The organism is Bacillus cereus group sp. N14 (assembly GCF_016483555.1).
GTDB lineage: Bacteria > Bacillota > Bacilli > Bacillales > Bacillaceae_G > Bacillus_A > Bacillus_A wiedmannii.
Genome location: NZ_JAEHBQ010000003.1, coordinates 43,403 through 60,688 on the forward strand (window position 1 = coordinate 43,403; position 17,286 = coordinate 60,688).

The following is a 17,286-nucleotide window of genomic DNA, read 5'->3' on the forward strand; positions in this document are numbered from 1 at the left end:
AATTAAGGGGAATGGTAATAAATAGGACATAAAATTAAAAAACTGAAAATTAAATCTTTTATTTCTTTAGTAATTAATATAAAATTCTATATATATCATATAAATAAATTTGATACATAATGGTTCTATGTAGAAATGTTAATAGAATGAAGCGAGGGAGCGAAATGAGACAGAAAAAGGAGCAGAAGAAACAATCGAAAAAGAAAAAGACTCATATTCCATTTCGATTAAATGTACTATTTTTTATCGTCTTTCTTTTATTTTCAGCTATTATAATTCAATTAGGTAAAGTACAAATCATTGATGGAGAAACGTATAGAAATGAAGTAAACAAAAAGGAAGATGTAACGGTAAGCACTCCTGTTCCTAGAGGGAAGATGTTTGATCGGGTAGGTCAAGTGATTGTAAATAACAAACCGCTACGAACCGTTACATATACGAAAATGAAAGGAGCAGATTCGAAAGAAGTTTTACAAGTAGCAAGAAATTTAGCCCAGCTAATTGAAATGTCGCCAGAAGATATAGCTAAGTTAACAGAAACCGATAAAAAAGATTTTTGGATGCAGTTAAATGAAAAGCGAGCAGCAGAAAAAGTGACGAAAGAGGATGAGGGTACATTTAGAAAGCAAGAGATAGAAGGAAAAGAATTAGATAAAAAAGTTGAAGAGTTGCGCCGTGAAAGAATTACGCTAGAAGAATTAAGCGAACTATCAAAAGAGGATCTAGAAGTACTAGCAATTAAAAGTAGGATGAATGCGGGATATAAAATGACGCCGCAAATTGTTAAAAAAGATGTAAGTCAAAATGAATATGCAATCGTAAGTGAAAGATTGGCAAGTTTGCCAGGAGTGGATACGACAGTGGATTGGGAACGTGAATACCCAAATGATAAAATACTTCGTTCCATACTTGGTAGCGTTTCTACTGAAAATGAGGGCTTGCCGAGAGAACAGTTAGATTATTATTTAGTGCGCGATTATAACCGAAATGATCGCATTGGTAAGAGTTATATCGAGAAACAGTACGAAGATGCATTACATGGAACGAAAGAACAGTCTAAAAATATTACGGATAAAGCGGGAAATATTATTCGGACAGAAAAGGTGACTGAAGGAAAAAGTGGAAATAATTTAATGTTAACAGTAGATATGGAGTTACAGAAAAAAGTAGAGGAAAGTCTTGAAAAGAATTTACGAGCATTTCATTCTGCAGAGCCGATGATGGATCGCGCGTTCGTTGTAATGATGAACCCGAAAAACGGCCAAATTTTATCAATGGCAGGAAAGAAAATTGTAAATAAAGATGGCGGAATGCAAATAGAAGACTTCGCTTTAGGAACGATGACAAGTTCTTATGAGTTAGGGTCAACTGTGAAAGGGGCTACGTTATTAGCCGGATATCAAACTGAAACAATTAAGCCGTATACGCATTTCTTTGATGCACCAATGTATTTTAAAGGAAGTACTAAGCCAAAGAAATCGTGGAAAGATTTTGGTGATATTGATGATTTAAGAGCTTTACAAGTTTCATCAAACGTTTATATGTTTAATACAGCATTAAAAATGGCAGGTATTAATTATGTGCCAAACAATCCGTTAGATATTAAAAAAGAGACATTTAATAAAATGCGTTACTACTTTAGACAGTTTGGCTTAGGTGTACCAACTGGTATTGACTTGCCGAATGAATCGATTGGTCAAATGGGTAGAACGGATAACATACCTGGCTTTTTACTTGATTATGCGATTGGACAGTACGATACATATACGCCGCTTCAGCTTGCTCAATATATGTCAACAATTGCAAACGGCGGATACCGAATGAAACCACAAATTGTGCAAGAAGTGAGAGAGCAACCACATAGACCAGAGGATGTTGGAAAAGTTGTTCGGTCTATTGAACCAGTTATTTTAAATCGAGTGGATATGGACACTTCATACATTAATCATGTAAAAGAAGGATTTAGAAGAGTTTTTCAAGAAACTGACGGAACAGGTACGGCAACATTTAAAGGATTACCATATAAACCAGCTGGAAAAACAGGAACAGCTGAAACTGTATACGGTGGAGAAAGTGATATTGGGAGAGATGAAAACAATAACCGAAAAAAATGTTATAATTTAACTCTTGCCGGTTATGCACCATATGATACTGATCCGGAAGTAGCTTTTTCAGTTGTTGTACCTTGGGTGAATGATGACAAATCAGGAATTAATTCCGCGATTGGTAAAGAGATTTTGGATGCGTATTTTGAATTGAAAACGAAAAGAGCGGGTGGAAATCCAGTCCCAGTAGAACAGCCGAACAAGACCCAGTAAAAATAGTATCACTGCATGGAAACATATTGTGCAGTGATATATTTTTTGAGTTAAAAAGCGTTTAAATAAGGTGGGAATGGATATGAAACAGGAGATTAAAAGAGGCTGGGGGAAATACATACTCTTCGTGTTTGTTTTGGTAGTAGCCTATCATTCTTTTACTTTATGTAAAGTGGAAGGGAAATCGATGCAACCGACTTTATATGAAGAAGACTACGTATTTGTAAATAAAGCAGCAGTACATTTTTCTAATTTAGAGCACGGAGAAATTGTCATTATAAAGGAAGAGGATGAGTCGAAATATTATGTAAAACGAGTAATAGGACTTCCTGGTGACGTAATTAACATAACGAATGGATCAGTATATGTGAATGATAAAAAGCAAGAAGAACCGTATACAAATAAAGATTTATTCAATAATACGCAAGTGTTTTATAACTTTCAAAAGACAAAAATCCCGCCAAATAAGTTATTTGTAATGGGAGATAATCGTGAACTTAGTAGAGATAGTCGAAACGGCTTAGGATATATTGAAGAAGATAATATAATAGGCAAAGTGGAATTTGTATATTATCCTTTTTCAAAAATGAAGATTATAGAATAAGTGGGGTTATACACAACCCCACTTATTAAAGTTTCACTTTATCTTCTTTAAAAAACCTTTTGGATTAAATGAGATGAAAAACTTATGCTTAGATTCATCGATTATGAAATTGTTATTTTTAGTTAAAAACTCTTCTACAGCTTCCATTGGACCTGCCCCCCAATCGGGCGAAACAGGATTTCCATTAATAGATGTATCCTCTACAATAATATAACTGCCAGTAGTAACGATAGACTTATAAAGTAAAAGTTCTTTTGAGACATGCTCTTTACTATGATCAGAATCTAAAATAACTAAAATTACATCATCAGGTTTGCGCATACTTAAAATGGTTTGGACGGCCTGTACAGAAACAGAAGAAGCTGTTACATACGTAATGCGGTCATGAGATGGACGATTTGGTTGTGGGAATATATCGATAGTAAGAACGTGACCTTTTCCAATTAGATCTAATATAGAAGCTAAATACAACGCACTACCACCATAACAAGTACCACATTCAATAATTAAATCGGGTTTTAATTCGTAAATAATTTCTTGATACAAAAAAAGATCAGTGGGAAGTTTGAGAATGGGGACCCCAAGCCAATGTGTATCATATAACCAGACTCGACTATCGTAATATTGTTTTAAAAATTCGCTACTTATGTTATCGATTTTGAACACTCCTTTCTGAAACGAAAGTTGTACAATATATTATGTGAAATATAATTATAAGGAGAATGTTTTTTAATAAAAATGAGTAAAATACCTCATTAAAAACCAATTGTTTGTATAATAAAAAACTTAATTCAGCAAGTTCTAATCAAAATGCAATTTAAATATGTAGATGAGGGGAAAAGGAACGTATGTATAAGTACACAATTTGCTTCATTAGAAAAGGAAATGAAAATGATGTGAAGGAGATAACTTAAATTATGGCATTCAAAAGTGAAGAAGAACTGAATAAAGCTTTCGAGGCAGCTAAAGCGACTCTAGCAATAGAAGGTATGATTATTACAAAAGAAATGGAAAAAGTTATAAAAGAAAAGTTAGCTGGAAAGATAACGTGCAAGCAACTTATTACATTAGCTGATGCGATTGCGAGACGTGAACGTACTTAACAATCTAGAAGCCACCACAAAATTTTTAAAAATAAACGGGAAAAAAGAGATGATAGATCCAACTCTCAGGCTCTAGACAAACTATTTTTTGGAGAGTTCAGATGCTAAAAAATAGTTTGTCTCTTGCTTTATGGCTAATTTATCCAACAATATATATGTAGTACGTTCTATGCTACAATTTATTATAGGGGAGGAAGGTATCTTATGAAAATATCTGTTTATGTTGCAAGTGCATTTAGCAAGGATCATAAAGGCGGAAATAAAGCAGGAGTGGTATTTATGGAGAATACATTGACCACTACTCAAAAAATGGCAATAGCCAAACAACTGGGCTATGCGGAAACCGCATTTATATCAGAATCTGAAATTGCTGATTATAAAATTGAGTATTTTACACCAAAAGAGGAAGTTGATTTATGTGGTCATGCCACAATTGGCTCTTTCGCGATACTGATGCATGTAAATAAACTTTTCAAGAATCGCTATACGATTGAAACGAACAGCGGTGTTCTTACTATTACCATAAAAGATGACATCATATTCATGGAACAAAACGAACCGATATTCTATGATGTTATATCTCCAAATGAGTTTATCGACTGCTTTGACATTAAAGATATAGACAATGCATACCCAATTCAAATTGTCTCCACGGGCTTAAAAGATATTTTAATTCCTATAAAAAGCGAAACACAATTACATACAATGCAACCTAATTTTGAAAAAATTAAAGAAATCAGCAAGTATTATAATGTTGTCGGGATGCATCTATATACTTTTAATGACAATCGAATTATATGCAGAAACTTTGCTCCGCTATACGATATCAATGAAGAAGCGGCGACTGGAACTTCAAACGGTGCATTAGCTTGCTACCTTTATGAACAGCGCTACTTACAAAAAGAAGTTTATGTATTTGAACAAGGTTATTCTTTACACTCGCCTTCCGAAATATTAGTTAAATTAGCAACCGATAGCGAGAATAAAATAGAAAAAGTTTATGTTGGTGGCAAAGGCTATTACTGTGAAACGAAGTGTTTAAATATAGAAAATATTGAGTGAAAATAAAAAAAGAGATGGTAGATCCATCTCTTTTTCATATGCTCCATGATTAACCGCGAATCGCTTTAATCATAAAACGATGTTGCTTCACATCAAAATATCCTTTTTGCAAGATGATCTCATGTATACGATATAATTCCTCATAGTAACCTTCGACAGTAAAATCAGGAATTTGCCACGGAACTGCTTTTAAATAATAGACGATCGCACCAATGTCATATAAACGTTGAAAAGGGAACTCTTCTTTTGCTTCTAAAATAGTAAATCCATTTTCCTCTAACTGACTACATGCCGTTTCAAGCGACCAACTTGCAAATTCGCTATTTAGCGGTGCGCTAAACTGCTCATTTAGTTCCGCACAATCGAGACCACCAACTTGTTGTGTAAGGAAAATTCCATTTGGAGAAAGGATTCTGTTTACCTCAGAGGCAGCATATGATTCATGCTGATTTATAATGAAATCAAACTGACCATCTTGAAATGGTAAAGCAGTATCATCCGTTACCTCTATAACTGTAACCCCTAAAGGTTCTAATTTCTTCCGAGCAATTGGCACGTTTGGAGCATAGCCCTCAGTCGCAAAAATAGTTGATGGGAACGGTTGTAACATAGATAAAAATTCTCCGCCGCCAGTGCCCATATCAAGCATTGATTTTGCACGCTGCATAAGCTGGAAAGCAGTGCTGCCGTACGACCACGATAAAGGATCGCTATTCATTCGACCCGTTTCTGAAATGAAAGAAAAATCCCAGCCGCTAAAATGTGTATTTGCACTTTCTAATAAAGTTAAAAATAATGGATCACGTTTCATAATTGTATCCTCCTATTTTGTAAGTAAATGATATGATGAGAAAAGAAAAAAGGAGGACCTCTTATTAAAGTGGAACGGTTTTACGTTTCATGTTCGAATAGATTCATATAAATTCGCTCCTTGATAGAGTGATTATTTGTATATTCGGGATAATCGAGTGGAAATCCTTTGAAGTTATAAGGCAAGGTGAGAGTACAACTAAATTTTGGATGGGCTATATAGTGAAACTGCATTGTGCCAAGATATTTCACATTTCTGTTACATAACAATAAAGTCGTACTGTTTATAAAAAAGTGGAACCGTTCACTCCCTTTAGATTTACTTATCTATGGGGATGTTTTTATTTATATAAGAAATTGATATATATATACTGAATATAAAAATTTTATTCTTTGAAAATATTCCATAATTTAGTATTGTTTATATATGGAATATTTAGTTTGTACGAAAGGGGGAATAAGATGTTTTTACAAAAGTATAAGGGTTTGATTCTAGGGATAGTGGGTGCTGTATTAGGAGTAATATCTTTTGTTTACCTTAAAGATTTGGATTATATATATAAGACGGGCCTTAAGTTATTATCTGTAACATTAATCGTTATAGGATGGGGTATTGCCTGTGATTCGACCCGTTTCTATAAAAAAGAGAATAATAATGTATAGGTGTTATTATTCTCTTTTTTATACAGTCTTTAATTAGCGAACATTTCTTATGCAAGGAAGAGGGCAAGGTGCTATATGAAAAGAATGAAAAATGTAATGTTGCTATTGTTATGTTTCTTATGTTTAAGTGGTTGTAATTATGAAGATGAAGATCAGGTGAAAAAATATGTGAAAAAAAAGCACGGAATTGATGTGATTGTAACAGATTGGGGTGCTATACATGAAGGGAATATGGGACATACATATCATACTGTTCAAGCAAAAAATAATAAAAATATTCAATTTAGAGTAGAGGTAGATGGTTTCTTATATTCAAGAATAAAAGGGGATGAATATCAATACGGGAAAAAAACATATGAGGAATATAAGAAATTCAAACCCATGCTAGAAGAAATTAAAAAATTAGGTTACGTGGAACCTGAAAATAAAAATGTTTTTCAATATATAGTGGATGATGATTATATAGAGGAGAAACCAACTGATAAGTTATTATTAACTTTAAAAACGAGTGACAAGATTGATTACAGTCAATTTGAATCAAAAGAATTAGATCGTTTATATGCTCTATTCCAATTCATTCAGAAGAGTAATAAAAAGATAACAAAACTTGAAATTGAGGATCATAATGGTGAATCTATAGGCTTACCTTTTGATAATGTGCAAAAAGCTATAACGAAAGAAGAACTGCTTTTAACAATGAAAAACACTGTAAGAGGTTATTGGACATATTTGATTCAAACTGAAACAAAAGTAGGCGAAAGGTTAAATGAAATTCAAAATGATCGTTTTGTAATTGAAGATATTACTTGTTCACAGCCGAAAGACGGCAACTGTCTAGAGTATGAATTGACTTTAGTTTTCAATGACAGTGAGATAAAATATAGAAATGATTCCTATGTAATAGAGGATTTGAGAAAGGTAGTCACTATTCTTAAAGAAGAACTATATAATAAGGAATTTAACATATTTTTAAGGAACAAGGATGGAACAAGTTATTCACTCTGGCTATCATCAGAAAAAATCAAGAAAAATGATAACATAGAAGAGCTAGTAAAATAAAGGTATAAAGAAGAATTTTAAAGCACTTTTTACGTTTATTATTGCTTTATTCAAAAGGAAAAACCGCTTATACTTCATTCTTGAAGCATAAGCGGTTTTGTTTAAAATACTCAAAAAGAAAAATCTTTTGGTAAAGTACCATTTTTAATAACCGTTCGTAACCCATGTTTTATAATCCAAGGATTAACTGGATGCTGTTTATCACGCAATTGTTGCAACCATTGAAAAACGAGTTCTTTATTTTCTTTCGTAATGTCATTGATATGATTGGCTACAGATTTTTGAACATATTTAGAAGGGTCATTCATTAAAGGTTCAAGAAGTTGTAAATTGTTCTTAAAGTCACCTTTTAGAGCTCCAATTTTTTTAGCCCAAGGAAGTCTTGGTCTTGTACCTTCAGAAACTAATCTTCTAATGTGGCTGTTTTCGTCATGAATCCACTGTTGTAATATGTCTAGTGTATCTTCATGATATGTTTCAAGAAAAGGCCGAATGGCATATTCAGCAGTATTCCTTTTTGTTATTTCATACATGGCGTTGAAAGAGGAGTCAAAATCGTTAAGTCCATATTTTTCAACGTATTTTGCGATAGGCATGTACATATATCCGTTTGTAAATGTGCCTACTTCTGTTGTATTTTCTGGCCCCAATGTTTTCAGTAAAATATGTATTGCTGCATGAAAATCTTTTTGTAAAGCATTGTGTAATTCATCTGCTATTACTTCAATACGCTGCTTTAACTCTAAATTTTCAACTTTACATGTTACGGAAGATACAAAGTTTCTTTTAGAGAAAGTAGGATCGTGTTTACAAATAGAATCAGCCATTTTTTCTGCCAATTCTTCGTTAAATAAAAATTTTAATGGAACATATTTACCCATTTTTTTCACCTCAGTGGTCAGTTGAGAACAAGTTTTATTTTTTTATCGACAATCCATAAACTAAAGTCTCACTCGGAGTCGTAATACTAAAACCTGTCGTCTTATAATCAAGTTTCACCGTATCACCAGTGTAGTCTTTCGTAAATGAATCCATTTGTACAATAAAATCAGCACCTTCATATACAACATCATCTGCATCATATGTATCCCAAATTAAATCAACATCAACGAAAATACTACAAGAGTTTGTCATTGTTCCTCTAATGCGAATGATTTTTGTGTCTTCACGTTCTAATCTATGTATAGCTGCTTTTGCTTCATCAGTAATGCGAATGTTCATGGTATCCCAACCTTTATTTATATTTCCTTTATTATTGCAAAAACAGGAGCAATAGGGAAGGGAGAAGCATTGGAATAAAAAACGAGCAAACATATTTGTTTGCTCGTTTCACTTTATTTCAATTCACATTTATCAAGTGGAATCACTTTCGTTTTCTTCGTAAATTTATATCCTAACCATAGTACTAAGAAGAGTGGTAAACCGATGTAAGAAACGAGTACACCGTTCCAATCGATTGCTTCGCCCATAAATGCGCCGTAGTTTTGTCCTAAAATTACGATGACACAAAGTGCAAATGCAAAGATTGGACCGAACGGGAACCATTTTGCTCTATATGGTAAGTCTTTTAAATCTTTTCCTTGTGCGATATATGCTTTACGGAAGCGATAATGACTAATTGCAATGCCGACCCATGCGATAAAGCCAGACATTCCTGATGCGTTTAATAACCAAATGTATACAACACCGTCACCGAATAAAGAAGCAATGAAAGCGATACTACCGACAATCGATGTTACGATTAATGCGTTAACAGGTACACCGCGGCTATCTAATTTACCAAGAAACTTTGGTGCTTTCCCTTGGCGAGCTAAATCCCAAAGCATACGAGTTGATGCATACATTCCAGAGTTACCAGCAGATAGTACTGCCGTTAAAATAACAGCGTTCATAACAGAAGCAGCAAAGGCAACGCCCGCTTTTTCAAAAATAAGTGTAAATGGACTTACTGTTACATCACTTGCGGCAAGGCTTTCAGTTGTATAAGGAATTAATAAACCGATAACGAGAATCGCAAGGATATAGAATAAAAGAATACGCCAAAAGATTGAACGAATTGCTTTCGGAATGTTACGCTCTGGATCAGCAGTTTCACCAGCAGCTACACCTAATAATTCAGTTCCTTGGAATGAGAACCCAGCAGCCATAAATACACCGATAATTGCCATAATGCCGCCGTTAAATGGTGCATCTGCAACAGTGAAGTTTTTAAAGCCAACAGATTCGCCGCCCATAATTCCAAAAATCATCATGAAGCCGACAATTAAAAAGATAATAATAGTAACTACTTTAATAAGTGCGAACCAATATTCAGATTCACCAAACCCTTTAACAGATAAATAGTTTAAAAGGAAAATAATAGCTAAACATAATCCACTCCAAATAAGAGAAGGGGTATCTGGGAACCAAAATTTCATAATTAATGTTACAGCAGCGAGTTCAGCAGCAATTGTAATGGCCCAGTTATACCAATAGTTCCATCCAAGTGCAAAGCCAAGTGATGGATCAACAAATTTTGTTGCATACGTGCTAAAAGATCCAGTAACAGGCATGTAAGCTGCAAGTTCAGCTAAGCTTGTCATTAAGAAATACACCATAATTCCAATTGCGGCGTATGCGATTAGTGCACCGCCAGGACCAGCTGAATGGATGACACCACCGCTGGCAAGAAATAGTCCGGTACCGATTGTACCACCGAGAGAAATCATCGTAAGGTGACGAGATTTTAATCCGCGTTTTAATTCACCTTGTCCTTGTGTAGTTTGCGTTTTAGAGGTAGATTGATTTGTTGCGCTATTCATGTTCAACACTCCTTTTCTTGTAGGTTAGGAAGGAGCGGGGGAGAAAAATACAAAAAACCGCCAAAGGAATTAGGCGGAACGTTTCACAAATAACCACCCCATCATACCCTTCCGTTAAGATAGCACCCCACGTTTACACGGTAATTTTGTAAACGTGACAGTTCTGTTCCTTTCGGAGACAGCCCCAGCTCATATTTCCAGAGAAGAAATATAAACTTCGGCAACTTTTCCTTTCAAACGGAGTCAGTGACATTCTCTGTGTCTCGTCCGTTTTACTCTTAAAAGTCGCAACCTCTACCTCATCGGATTGATGAGGATTTATATATTGCTAAGATATTTAATATATGGCAATTGTAATGAGTTTCTGAATATATTGCAAGATATTTTGTTAGGAAAAGTCAAAAAATATCGGTTATTGTATAGGAAACGCTTGCAAAACTCCACCCGAACCTACTGTTATGTAACAAAAAATAAAGAAAGAAATTGTTATACAAATGTTTCGCAAAAAATATTGGAAAACCCTTTAAAAATAAAAGAAAATTCTGAAAATATAATTCGACATAACTATTAAAAGAGGATTATTCCTTAAATTCGTTTCAAAGAATAAGTATAAATCTGATAAGTAGAATGAATATTCTTTTTATTTCTGATAAAATTGAGGTATTGTTTAATTGAAAAGGGGAAATCAACATGAAATTAGAAACAGAAAGGCTCTATATAGTGCCGTGTAGAGAAGAGAGTATTCACGTTGCTAACGAGCAAGGATATAATAGTGGTCCACATATTGTAGGGCATGTAGAAAATGTAAAAAAAGATGAGAATGTATTACCTTGGGGTGCGTGGTATGTCATTCGCAAAGAAGATGACATCGTTCTAGGTGATATTGGGTTTAAAGGGAAACCAAATGAGGAACATACAGTAGAAATTGGTTACGGATTTATTGAGAAATATTGGAATAAAGGGTATGCGACAGAAGCTGTAAGAGAACTAATAAATTGGGCTTTTCAAACAGGAGAGGTAGAAACAATTATTGCAGAGACACTTCTTGAAAATGAGGGATCGATTCGTGTATTAGAGAAATTACATATGAAGAGAACTGGCACTACAGAAACGATGATTAATTGGAAAATAGAAAAATGAAAAATACCGCTCGAAGTATATCGGGCGGTATTTTTATCGTTATGGAAGCATTTGTTTTTGATCATTCGGATATCCGGCTGTCGATGCGTTAGAACGTTTGGAATGATTACGAACAGCAATAAAAATAGAAATAATAACGACAAGACCAACTGCCACGTAAGAAAGTGAAATAATCGTTGGATCCACTTTAAATGTAGTAAGCAATGTACGAATGTTTGTAAAGATAATAAGGCCACCAACTAATACGCCAAGTAAATGAGAAGGAACGATGCGTACTAACCATGCAGCGATTGGTGCCGCAACGATACCACCGAGCATGAGAGAAAATACCCAAACCCAACTTACTTGTTCCCAGCCAAGTGATATGAAGAAACCAATTGTTGCAGCAAGTGAAACAGGAAATTCACTCGTATCTACAGATCCGATAACTTTTCTAGCTTCATTTCCTCTTGCTAAAAGTACAGGTGTCGTAATCGGTCCCCAGCCACCGCCACCAGTTGAATCAACGAATCCAGCGAATAAGCCAAGCGGAACAAGTTGTTTTGCAGACATACGTTTCTTTGAAGTGACAATTTGTTTTTGAATGAGGAATCGTAATAAAATATAAACCCCTAAAGTAAATAAAAATACGGAAATGTACGGTTTAATGACATCGCCAGGTAAATTACTTAAAAAACATGCCCCAATAAATGCACCAACTGCTCCTGGCAATGTAAGCCTGGAAACGGTATATTTATCAACGTTTCCAAATTTGATATGAGATGCACCAGAAGCGGCGGTTGTAACGACTTCAGCTAAGTGAACAGATGCGGAAGCTACAGCCGGTGCGATACCAAACATTAATAATAGTGAGGTAGATGTTACCCCGTACGCCATTCCAAGCGCACCATCAATCAATTGAGCGAAAAATCCAATAATGGCAAAGACAATTAATTTCTGCATAAATAATCCCCCTGTAAATAATAAATGAAAAAGGCACTTTTCCCGTATGAGAAAAGTGCCTTTGGTTTTTCCAATCAGCAATAATTAAATTTGTTTTATTATAATACATATTAATCGTATAAATCAACTGGGTTTTAAAGTTTTTTGAATTGAATGAAAGAAAAATAAAATATACAATAAAAGGATGGAGAGAAAGGGGAGAAAGACATGTTACGATTTGATCATCTCGTACACGCAGTACATGGTACACCGGAGGAAGCGGCAAAACAAATGCAGGAGCGTGGATTTCATACTGCACTAGGCGGAGAGCATACGAACTGGGGTACTTGGAATAGTTTATGTTATTTTGATTTATCGTATATAGAGTTTTTAGCAGTTCAGCATGAAGAAAAAGCGAAAGAAGCAGACAATCCATTAGTACAAGAAACAGTAGTGAAATTACAAGGTGGAGAAGGGATGCTACAAATCGCAATTCGAACAGATGCCATTGAAGAGCTAGCAGTTAAGTTTAGTAAGCACGGTTTACATACGATAGGACCATTTGAAGGAAAACGTATGAGGAAAGATGGCCGCCTTTTAGAATGGAAAATGTTATTTGTAAAGCAAGAGGAAAACGGACCGAAATTCCCCTTCTTTATACAGTGGAATGAAACAGACGAAGAAAGAAGAAACGATTTACGTAACATTGGGACGATCACTGAACATAAAAACAAAGTACAACAAATTGAAACGATTCATTACGCAGTGAAAAATGTTCGAGAAACAGTGCGGAAATGGAAAGCAGTCATGGGGCTAGCTGCAAGCCCAGTCGTGAAAAATGAAGAATGGAATACGGAGTGTCAAAGTGTATCGTTTGGTGACATTCAAGTACAGTTTTGTGAACCGGTTGGAGAAGGTCTAGTGCAAGAATACATAAAGAATCATGGCGAATATCCATTTGCAGTGGAATTTAAAGGAGAAAATAAACGAGAGCATGAAGTGTTAGGTAGTTTGTACATATATTGATAGAGGTGAACGTTGTGAAGGAAATACTTAGAGAGATAGAGAGAAAACTAGAATGGCCTCGTATTGTAAAGTGTACAGCTATTTCAAAAGGTTTTTCACATGAAGAGAAATATAAAATTGAATTAAAGAACGAAGAAACTTATTTTGTAAAAGTATGTGATGCTGTTCATTTTGAACGTAAACAAGAAGAATATACGTATATGAAACAATTAGAGTTATTACATATTCCTACGCCTCAGTTAATTCATTTTATAAAGCTGGAGGATTTAAATAAATGTGTTCAAGTATTTGAATGGGCCCAAGGTGTAAATGGTGAAGAAGGTTTAGGGAAGCTATCGGTGGAAGAACAGTATTATGCAGGAAGAAAAGCAGGGGAAGTATTAAAGAGAATCCACTCAATTGAAAGAGAAAGTGCAAGTAATAAATGGGAAACGGTTCGATGGAATAAATACGAAAGATACGTAGAAGCGTTAGCAAACTATGAAATAGACTTCCTTGATTTGAAGCCAGTATTAAGTTTTGTAGGGGAGCATAAACAATTATTGAAAAATCGCCCAATCACATTTTTACACGATGACTTCCATCCAGCAAATAGTATGATTCATAATAAGGAATTTATCGTTATCGATTTTGGTGGATATGATTTTGGCGATCCAATACACGATTTTTATAACGTAGCGATTTTTACTACAAGAATAAGCAAACCATTTGCGGTTGGACAAGTTCAAGGTTATTGCGGAGGCGAACCATCGCTTCATTTTTGGCAACTGTACTCATTATATGCAGCAATGACATTCCCAGCTGATATCGTATGGACAAACCGAAGTACGCCACATTTAGTTAATGATATGAAAGAGAGATTAAACCGAATTATCGAAGATCATAACAATTTTTCATCCTATATTCCAAAATGGTATCAATCACAACATGAGGATATAATAAACAATAAGTAATGGAGGGATTCATATGGATAAAATAGCGGTAATTTCAGATATTCACGGTAATATTCCAGCATTAGATTCTGTACTGAAAGATATTAAAGTAAGAGGAATCGAGCGCATCATTTGTCTTGGAGATCTAGTCGGGAAAGGTCCTCATTCTAGCGAAGTGATTGAAATCATTCGTAAAGAATGTGAAGGAGTTGTAATGGGGAACTGGGATGATTTCATTACAAAACCGACTGAATTTGAGGCGTTAAAATGGCATCAAAAACAACTGTCGGAAGAACAAAATGACTATTTAAGAAGCTTACCATTTTCAATCGAATTTTTTATGAGCGGCAAACTGATTCGTATGTTCCACGCCTCACCAAGAAGTTTATATGAAAGAATACAACCACATGCCTCAAGAGAAGAGCGTATTAGTATGTTCGAAAACAGTGAGCTCACAGAGAATATAGAAGGAGAAAGAAAACCAGATGTCGTTTGCTACGGTGACGTTCACCAAGCATTCGTTCAAAATTTCAGAGGGAAAACGTTATGTAATGCTGGTAGTGTAGGAAATCCTCTTGAAATTACACAAGCGTCCTATTTAATATTTGAAGGAACTTACGATAAAAAAGAAGCAGCGAGCTTTTCCATTCAACTCGTACGTGTACCGTATGATATTGAATTGGCCATCAGGCTAGCAGAAGAACTCAATATGCCAGAGATTGAAGAATACAAACAAGAGTTACGCACTGCTTTATATCGAGGATTTAAGGGAAAGTAAGCCAATCATAATATATCAACGATTTTTCAAATATATCTATCGTAACTTAAAATATATCAACGATTTTTTCGATATATCAACGATTCGACAAAGGATATCGACTTACCGACAAATAGTGACACAAAATCTCACTCATAATAATATTATGTAAACTGGTTGTGTGGAGGAAATATCATGAACCGAAAACAACGTATGAAAGAAATTGTAGATCATATTTTAAAATTAAACGTAACCCATCCAACAAGAGTTGGAGTAAGTGGTATTACAGCGTCAGGAAAAACAACATTTGCAAACGAACTAGCATAATCTGAAAGAGTGTGCGGATGTGTATTTCGGAATAGTGATTTTGATGATACGGTAGTTGTATTTAAAGGAATTTAATACGGTTTATATAGAAAAAATCGTGAAAGGGGATGCTTTGGATGGATAAGAAAGATAATCCGAACGATTGGCCTGTATGGGCGAATGAGTCAGTAGAGATAGTTAATGCAAATCCTGATTGGCAAGATAAAGGCCGATGTGAAGAGCAGCAATTATATGAACTGCTTGCTCCTCTAGGTATAAGAAAAGTAATACATATAGGAAGTACATCCATACCTGGTTTACCTGCAAAACCTATCATTGATCTAATGGCTGAAATAGACTCATTTGATAGAGTACTAGATATTTCAGCTACATTGGCCATATATAATTGGCATTATGTAAGCCCAGAATTAGATGAGAGACCTTGGAGAAGGTTCTTTGTGAAAGTTAATAATAATAGGCGTGTAGCTCACTTGCATTTGATGGTTAAAGGAACTGAGCGATGGGAGCAACAACTTTTATTTCGTAACCGCTTACGAGAAAATCCACAATTAGTTTATGAGTATTCAAATCTTAAACAAGATTTAGCTAAAAGATTTAACCAAGATAGAGAAGCATACACAAAAGCTAAAACAGAATTTATTAAACAAGTTCTAAAATGATTAAATTTTTGATTGTAACTATGTGTGAATACAAAAGAAAAAACATCCTTTATTTTATAACTTAAACTTACATGAAATGCATGTAAACAAAGTGAGAGACTGTGATGTTCTAATGTATTTCCTTTTATTTATCAGGATAAATTATATATAATTGAATCAAGTTCATATAAGGATAGGTAATTACAGGGGATAAGGCGAAAATATGTTAATAAAGTAAAAAGGGGACAGGAAATATAATGAATGAAGTACTAGAATTAAAAGAAGAACTACTACAAATTAAAAATAATAATTATGCTGTACCAGAAGATGTAGATGCATATCCGTATGCACAGTGGATGCTAGATTATATCGGATCACCTGATGCTGAATTACGCGATGATTTAATTTATAGTACGCTTCATACATGGATTACAAATGATGTGTTTAGACAAAAAGAGTTAAGAGGATTAATGTTACAAGCAATTAGTCCTGATTATTTATTTTATAAAATTGGTGAAAAGGGCACAGACTCTGTTTTTAAACGTGCATTCTCCGTATTAATTCCGCCACTTATTTTATCTGTTCATGAAAGAGAACCGTTGTTATCCGAAGAACAACTGTACAGTGTGGCAGAACAAGTACTGGAATATGTATATTTAGAAGAAGATGTAAGAGGCTACGTAGAAGGAAAAGGTTGGGCACACTCTACGGCGCATGCGGCTGATGCACTAGATGCGTTAGCACGTACAATACAAAATCGTGAGTTTTCATATGCAATACTAGCTGCTGTTCGTCAGAAGGTTCGATTGAGTGATTACGTATATATACACTTTGAGGATGAGAGATTAGTAACGCCAATTATGTCGTTACGTAACCAAAATCTTTTAACAGAAGAAGAGTGGGGCAACTGGCTACATAGTATAGCAACTGTTGAGGATATCCGACATCCGCAGCATGCTATTTTAGTACAAAATATTAGAACTTTCTTAAGAAGTTTTTATTTCAGAGTTTTAGAGACAGAAGGTAGTACAGCCTTTATAGATGATATATTGGAAACTTTGAAGGATTTGCGTAGGTATTAAAAAAGAGAAATATAAGAAAAGAATAAGCGTAAAAACCGATTAT

At 34.6% G+C, this 17,286-nt stretch carries 19 protein-coding genes and 1 riboswitch; of the genes, 13 read left to right on the forward strand and 6 right to left on the reverse strand.

The genetic code is table 11. The annotated features are described in order from the left end of the window. The first annotated feature begins 164 nt into the window (after positions 1-164). Complete coding sequence (locus tag JDS82_RS05920; RefSeq protein WP_087984569.1) at positions 165-2,318, forward strand: peptidoglycan D,D-transpeptidase FtsI family protein; 2,154 nt, start codon at positions 165-167, stop codon at positions 2,316-2,318. A gap of 82 nt (positions 2,319-2,400) precedes the next feature. Continuing rightward, entirely contained in the window at positions 2,401-2,922 is a 522-nt protein-coding gene (gene lepB / locus JDS82_RS05925; protein ID WP_000806886.1) for a signal peptidase I, read from the forward strand. A 33-nt stretch (positions 2,923-2,955) separates the two neighbouring features. Here lepB and JDS82_RS05930 read toward each other — a convergent pair whose 3' ends face one another. Continuing rightward, on the reverse strand, positions 2,956-3,588 hold the full coding sequence (locus tag JDS82_RS05930; protein ID WP_002096491.1) for a cephalosporin hydroxylase family protein: 633 nt from the start codon (positions 3,586-3,588) through the stop codon (positions 2,956-2,958). Between the two features lie 251 nt (positions 3,589-3,839). Here JDS82_RS05930 and JDS82_RS05935 point away from each other — a divergent pair, with 251 nt between their 5' ends. Further along, on the forward strand, positions 3,840-4,025 hold the full coding sequence (locus JDS82_RS05935; RefSeq protein ID WP_000874724.1) for a hypothetical protein: 186 nt from the start codon (positions 3,840-3,842) through the stop codon (positions 4,023-4,025). Positions 4,026-4,229: 204 nt separating this feature from the next. Beyond that, positions 4,230-5,087 (forward strand): PhzF family phenazine biosynthesis protein, encoded by an 858-nt coding sequence (locus JDS82_RS05940; protein ID WP_087984570.1) that lies wholly within the window; start codon positions 4,230-4,232, stop codon positions 5,085-5,087. A gap of 49 nt (positions 5,088-5,136) precedes the next feature. Here the strand turns inward: JDS82_RS05940 and JDS82_RS05945 are convergent, their stop codons facing one another. Beyond that, positions 5,137-5,898 (reverse strand): class I SAM-dependent methyltransferase, encoded by a 762-nt coding sequence (locus JDS82_RS05945; protein WP_199712872.1) that lies wholly within the window; start codon positions 5,896-5,898, stop codon positions 5,137-5,139. A 461-nt stretch (positions 5,899-6,359) separates the two neighbouring features. On the opposite strand from JDS82_RS05945, the gene JDS82_RS05950 reads away from it, so the two are divergent. Together JDS82_RS05950 and JDS82_RS05955 are read left to right on the forward strand one after the other, a co-directional pair. Further along, positions 6,360-6,560, forward strand: coding sequence for a hypothetical protein (locus tag JDS82_RS05950; RefSeq protein WP_000479693.1), 201 nt, complete (start codon positions 6,360-6,362; stop codon positions 6,558-6,560). Between the two features lie 75 nt (positions 6,561-6,635). After that, a complete protein-coding gene (locus tag JDS82_RS05955) occupies positions 6,636-7,619 on the forward strand; it encodes a hypothetical protein (protein WP_000827142.1) in 984 nt (327 codons plus the stop codon). Positions 7,620-7,729: 110 nt separating this feature from the next. Here JDS82_RS05955 and JDS82_RS05960 read toward each other — a convergent pair whose 3' ends face one another. The 3 genes from JDS82_RS05960 to JDS82_RS05970 all read right to left on the reverse strand — a co-directional run bounded on the left by JDS82_RS05960 (position 7,730) and on the right by JDS82_RS05970 (position 10,420). Beyond that, on the reverse strand, positions 7,730-8,500 hold the full coding sequence (locus tag JDS82_RS05960; RefSeq protein WP_000521706.1) for a DNA alkylation repair protein: 771 nt from the start codon (positions 8,498-8,500) through the stop codon (positions 7,730-7,732). Positions 8,501-8,534: 34 nt separating this feature from the next. Next, positions 8,535-8,840 carry an iron-sulfur cluster biosynthesis family protein gene (locus tag JDS82_RS05965; protein ID WP_199712873.1) on the reverse strand — a complete coding sequence of 102 codons (306 nt, stop codon included), beginning with the start codon at positions 8,838-8,840 and terminating at the stop codon, positions 8,535-8,537. 113 nt (positions 8,841-8,953) lie between these two features. Next, the gene (locus JDS82_RS05970) at positions 8,954-10,420 is read right to left on the reverse strand and encodes an amino acid permease (RefSeq protein ID WP_064057531.1); all 1,467 of its coding nucleotides are present in this window, start codon (positions 10,418-10,420) and stop codon (positions 8,954-8,956) included. 112 nt (positions 10,421-10,532) lie between these two features. Beyond that, a riboswitch (Lysine riboswitch) is annotated at positions 10,533-10,725 on the reverse strand. Positions 10,726-11,110: 385 nt separating this feature from the next. Between JDS82_RS05970 and JDS82_RS05975 the strand changes: the two genes are divergently transcribed. Further along, entirely contained in the window at positions 11,111-11,560 is a 450-nt protein-coding gene (locus JDS82_RS05975) for a GNAT family N-acetyltransferase (RefSeq protein WP_087984573.1), read from the forward strand. Between the two features lie 39 nt (positions 11,561-11,599). Here the strand turns inward: JDS82_RS05975 and JDS82_RS05980 are convergent, their stop codons facing one another. Then, positions 11,600-12,502 (reverse strand): sulfite exporter TauE/SafE family protein, encoded by a 903-nt coding sequence (locus JDS82_RS05980; RefSeq protein ID WP_081257519.1) that lies wholly within the window; start codon positions 12,500-12,502, stop codon positions 11,600-11,602. Between the two features lie 207 nt (positions 12,503-12,709). On the opposite strand from JDS82_RS05980, the gene JDS82_RS05985 reads away from it, so the two are divergent. The 6 genes from JDS82_RS05985 to JDS82_RS06005 all read left to right on the forward strand — a co-directional run bounded on the left by JDS82_RS05985 (position 12,710) and on the right by JDS82_RS06005 (position 17,243). Next, positions 12,710-13,507, forward strand: coding sequence for a VOC family protein (locus JDS82_RS05985; protein WP_087984574.1), 798 nt, complete (start codon positions 12,710-12,712; stop codon positions 13,505-13,507). Between the two features lie 14 nt (positions 13,508-13,521). Further along, the gene (locus JDS82_RS05990) at positions 13,522-14,460 is read left to right on the forward strand and encodes an aminoglycoside phosphotransferase family protein (RefSeq protein WP_064057535.1); all 939 of its coding nucleotides are present in this window, start codon (positions 13,522-13,524) and stop codon (positions 14,458-14,460) included. A 13-nt stretch (positions 14,461-14,473) separates the two neighbouring features. After that, positions 14,474-15,217, forward strand: a complete 744-nt coding sequence (locus tag JDS82_RS05995; RefSeq protein WP_064449310.1) for a metallophosphoesterase family protein — start codon at positions 14,474-14,476, stop codon at positions 15,215-15,217. Between the two features lie 174 nt (positions 15,218-15,391). Continuing rightward, positions 15,392-15,523 carry a uridine kinase gene (locus tag JDS82_RS30030; protein ID WP_087984575.1) on the forward strand — a complete coding sequence of 44 codons (132 nt, stop codon included), beginning with the start codon at positions 15,392-15,394 and terminating at the stop codon, positions 15,521-15,523. Positions 15,524-15,639: 116 nt separating this feature from the next. Continuing rightward, on the forward strand, positions 15,640-16,182 hold the full coding sequence (locus JDS82_RS06000) for a GrpB family protein (RefSeq protein ID WP_087984576.1): 543 nt from the start codon (positions 15,640-15,642) through the stop codon (positions 16,180-16,182). Positions 16,183-16,418: 236 nt separating this feature from the next. Further along, entirely contained in the window at positions 16,419-17,243 is an 825-nt protein-coding gene (locus JDS82_RS06005) for a DUF2785 domain-containing protein (RefSeq protein ID WP_087984577.1), read from the forward strand. Positions 17,244-17,286 lie beyond the last annotated feature (43 nt).

Bases quoted from the DNA above. Each gene is read 5' to 3' on its own strand.
- JDS82_RS05920 (WP_087984569.1), top strand. From the start codon at position 165: ATGAGACAGAAAAAGGAGCAGAAGAAACAATCGAAAAAGAAAAAGACT.
- lepB (WP_000806886.1), top strand. From the start codon at position 2,401: ATGAAACAGGAGATTAAAAGAGGCTGGGGGAAATACATACTCTTCGTG.
- JDS82_RS05935 (WP_000874724.1), top strand. From the start codon at position 3,840: ATGGCATTCAAAAGTGAAGAAGAACTGAATAAAGCTTTCGAGGCAGCT.
- JDS82_RS05940 (WP_087984570.1), top strand. From the start codon at position 4,230: ATGAAAATATCTGTTTATGTTGCAAGTGCATTTAGCAAGGATCATAAA.
- JDS82_RS05945 (WP_199712872.1), bottom strand. From the start codon at position 5,898: ATGAAACGTGATCCATTATTTTTAACTTTATTAGAAAGTGCAAATACA.
- JDS82_RS05950 (WP_000479693.1), top strand. From the start codon at position 6,360: ATGTTTTTACAAAAGTATAAGGGTTTGATTCTAGGGATAGTGGGTGCT.
- JDS82_RS05955 (WP_000827142.1), top strand. From the start codon at position 6,636: ATGAAAAGAATGAAAAATGTAATGTTGCTATTGTTATGTTTCTTATGT.
- JDS82_RS05960 (WP_000521706.1), bottom strand. From the start codon at position 8,500: ATGGGTAAATATGTTCCATTAAAATTTTTATTTAACGAAGAATTGGCA.
- JDS82_RS05965 (WP_199712873.1), bottom strand. From the start codon at position 8,840: ATGAACATTCGCATTACTGATGAAGCAAAAGCAGCTATACATAGATTA.
- JDS82_RS05970 (WP_064057531.1), bottom strand. From the start codon at position 10,420: ATGAATAGCGCAACAAATCAATCTACCTCTAAAACGCAAACTACACAA.
- JDS82_RS05975 (WP_087984573.1), top strand. From the start codon at position 11,111: ATGAAATTAGAAACAGAAAGGCTCTATATAGTGCCGTGTAGAGAAGAG.
- JDS82_RS05980 (WP_081257519.1), bottom strand. From the start codon at position 12,502: ATGCAGAAATTAATTGTCTTTGCCATTATTGGATTTTTCGCTCAATTG.
- JDS82_RS05985 (WP_087984574.1), top strand. From the start codon at position 12,710: ATGTTACGATTTGATCATCTCGTACACGCAGTACATGGTACACCGGAG.
- JDS82_RS05995 (WP_064449310.1), top strand. From the start codon at position 14,474: ATGGATAAAATAGCGGTAATTTCAGATATTCACGGTAATATTCCAGCA.
- JDS82_RS30030 (WP_087984575.1), top strand. From the start codon at position 15,392: ATGAACCGAAAACAACGTATGAAAGAAATTGTAGATCATATTTTAAAA.
- JDS82_RS06000 (WP_087984576.1), top strand. From the start codon at position 15,640: ATGGATAAGAAAGATAATCCGAACGATTGGCCTGTATGGGCGAATGAG.
- JDS82_RS06005 (WP_087984577.1), top strand. From the start codon at position 16,419: ATGAATGAAGTACTAGAATTAAAAGAAGAACTACTACAAATTAAAAAT.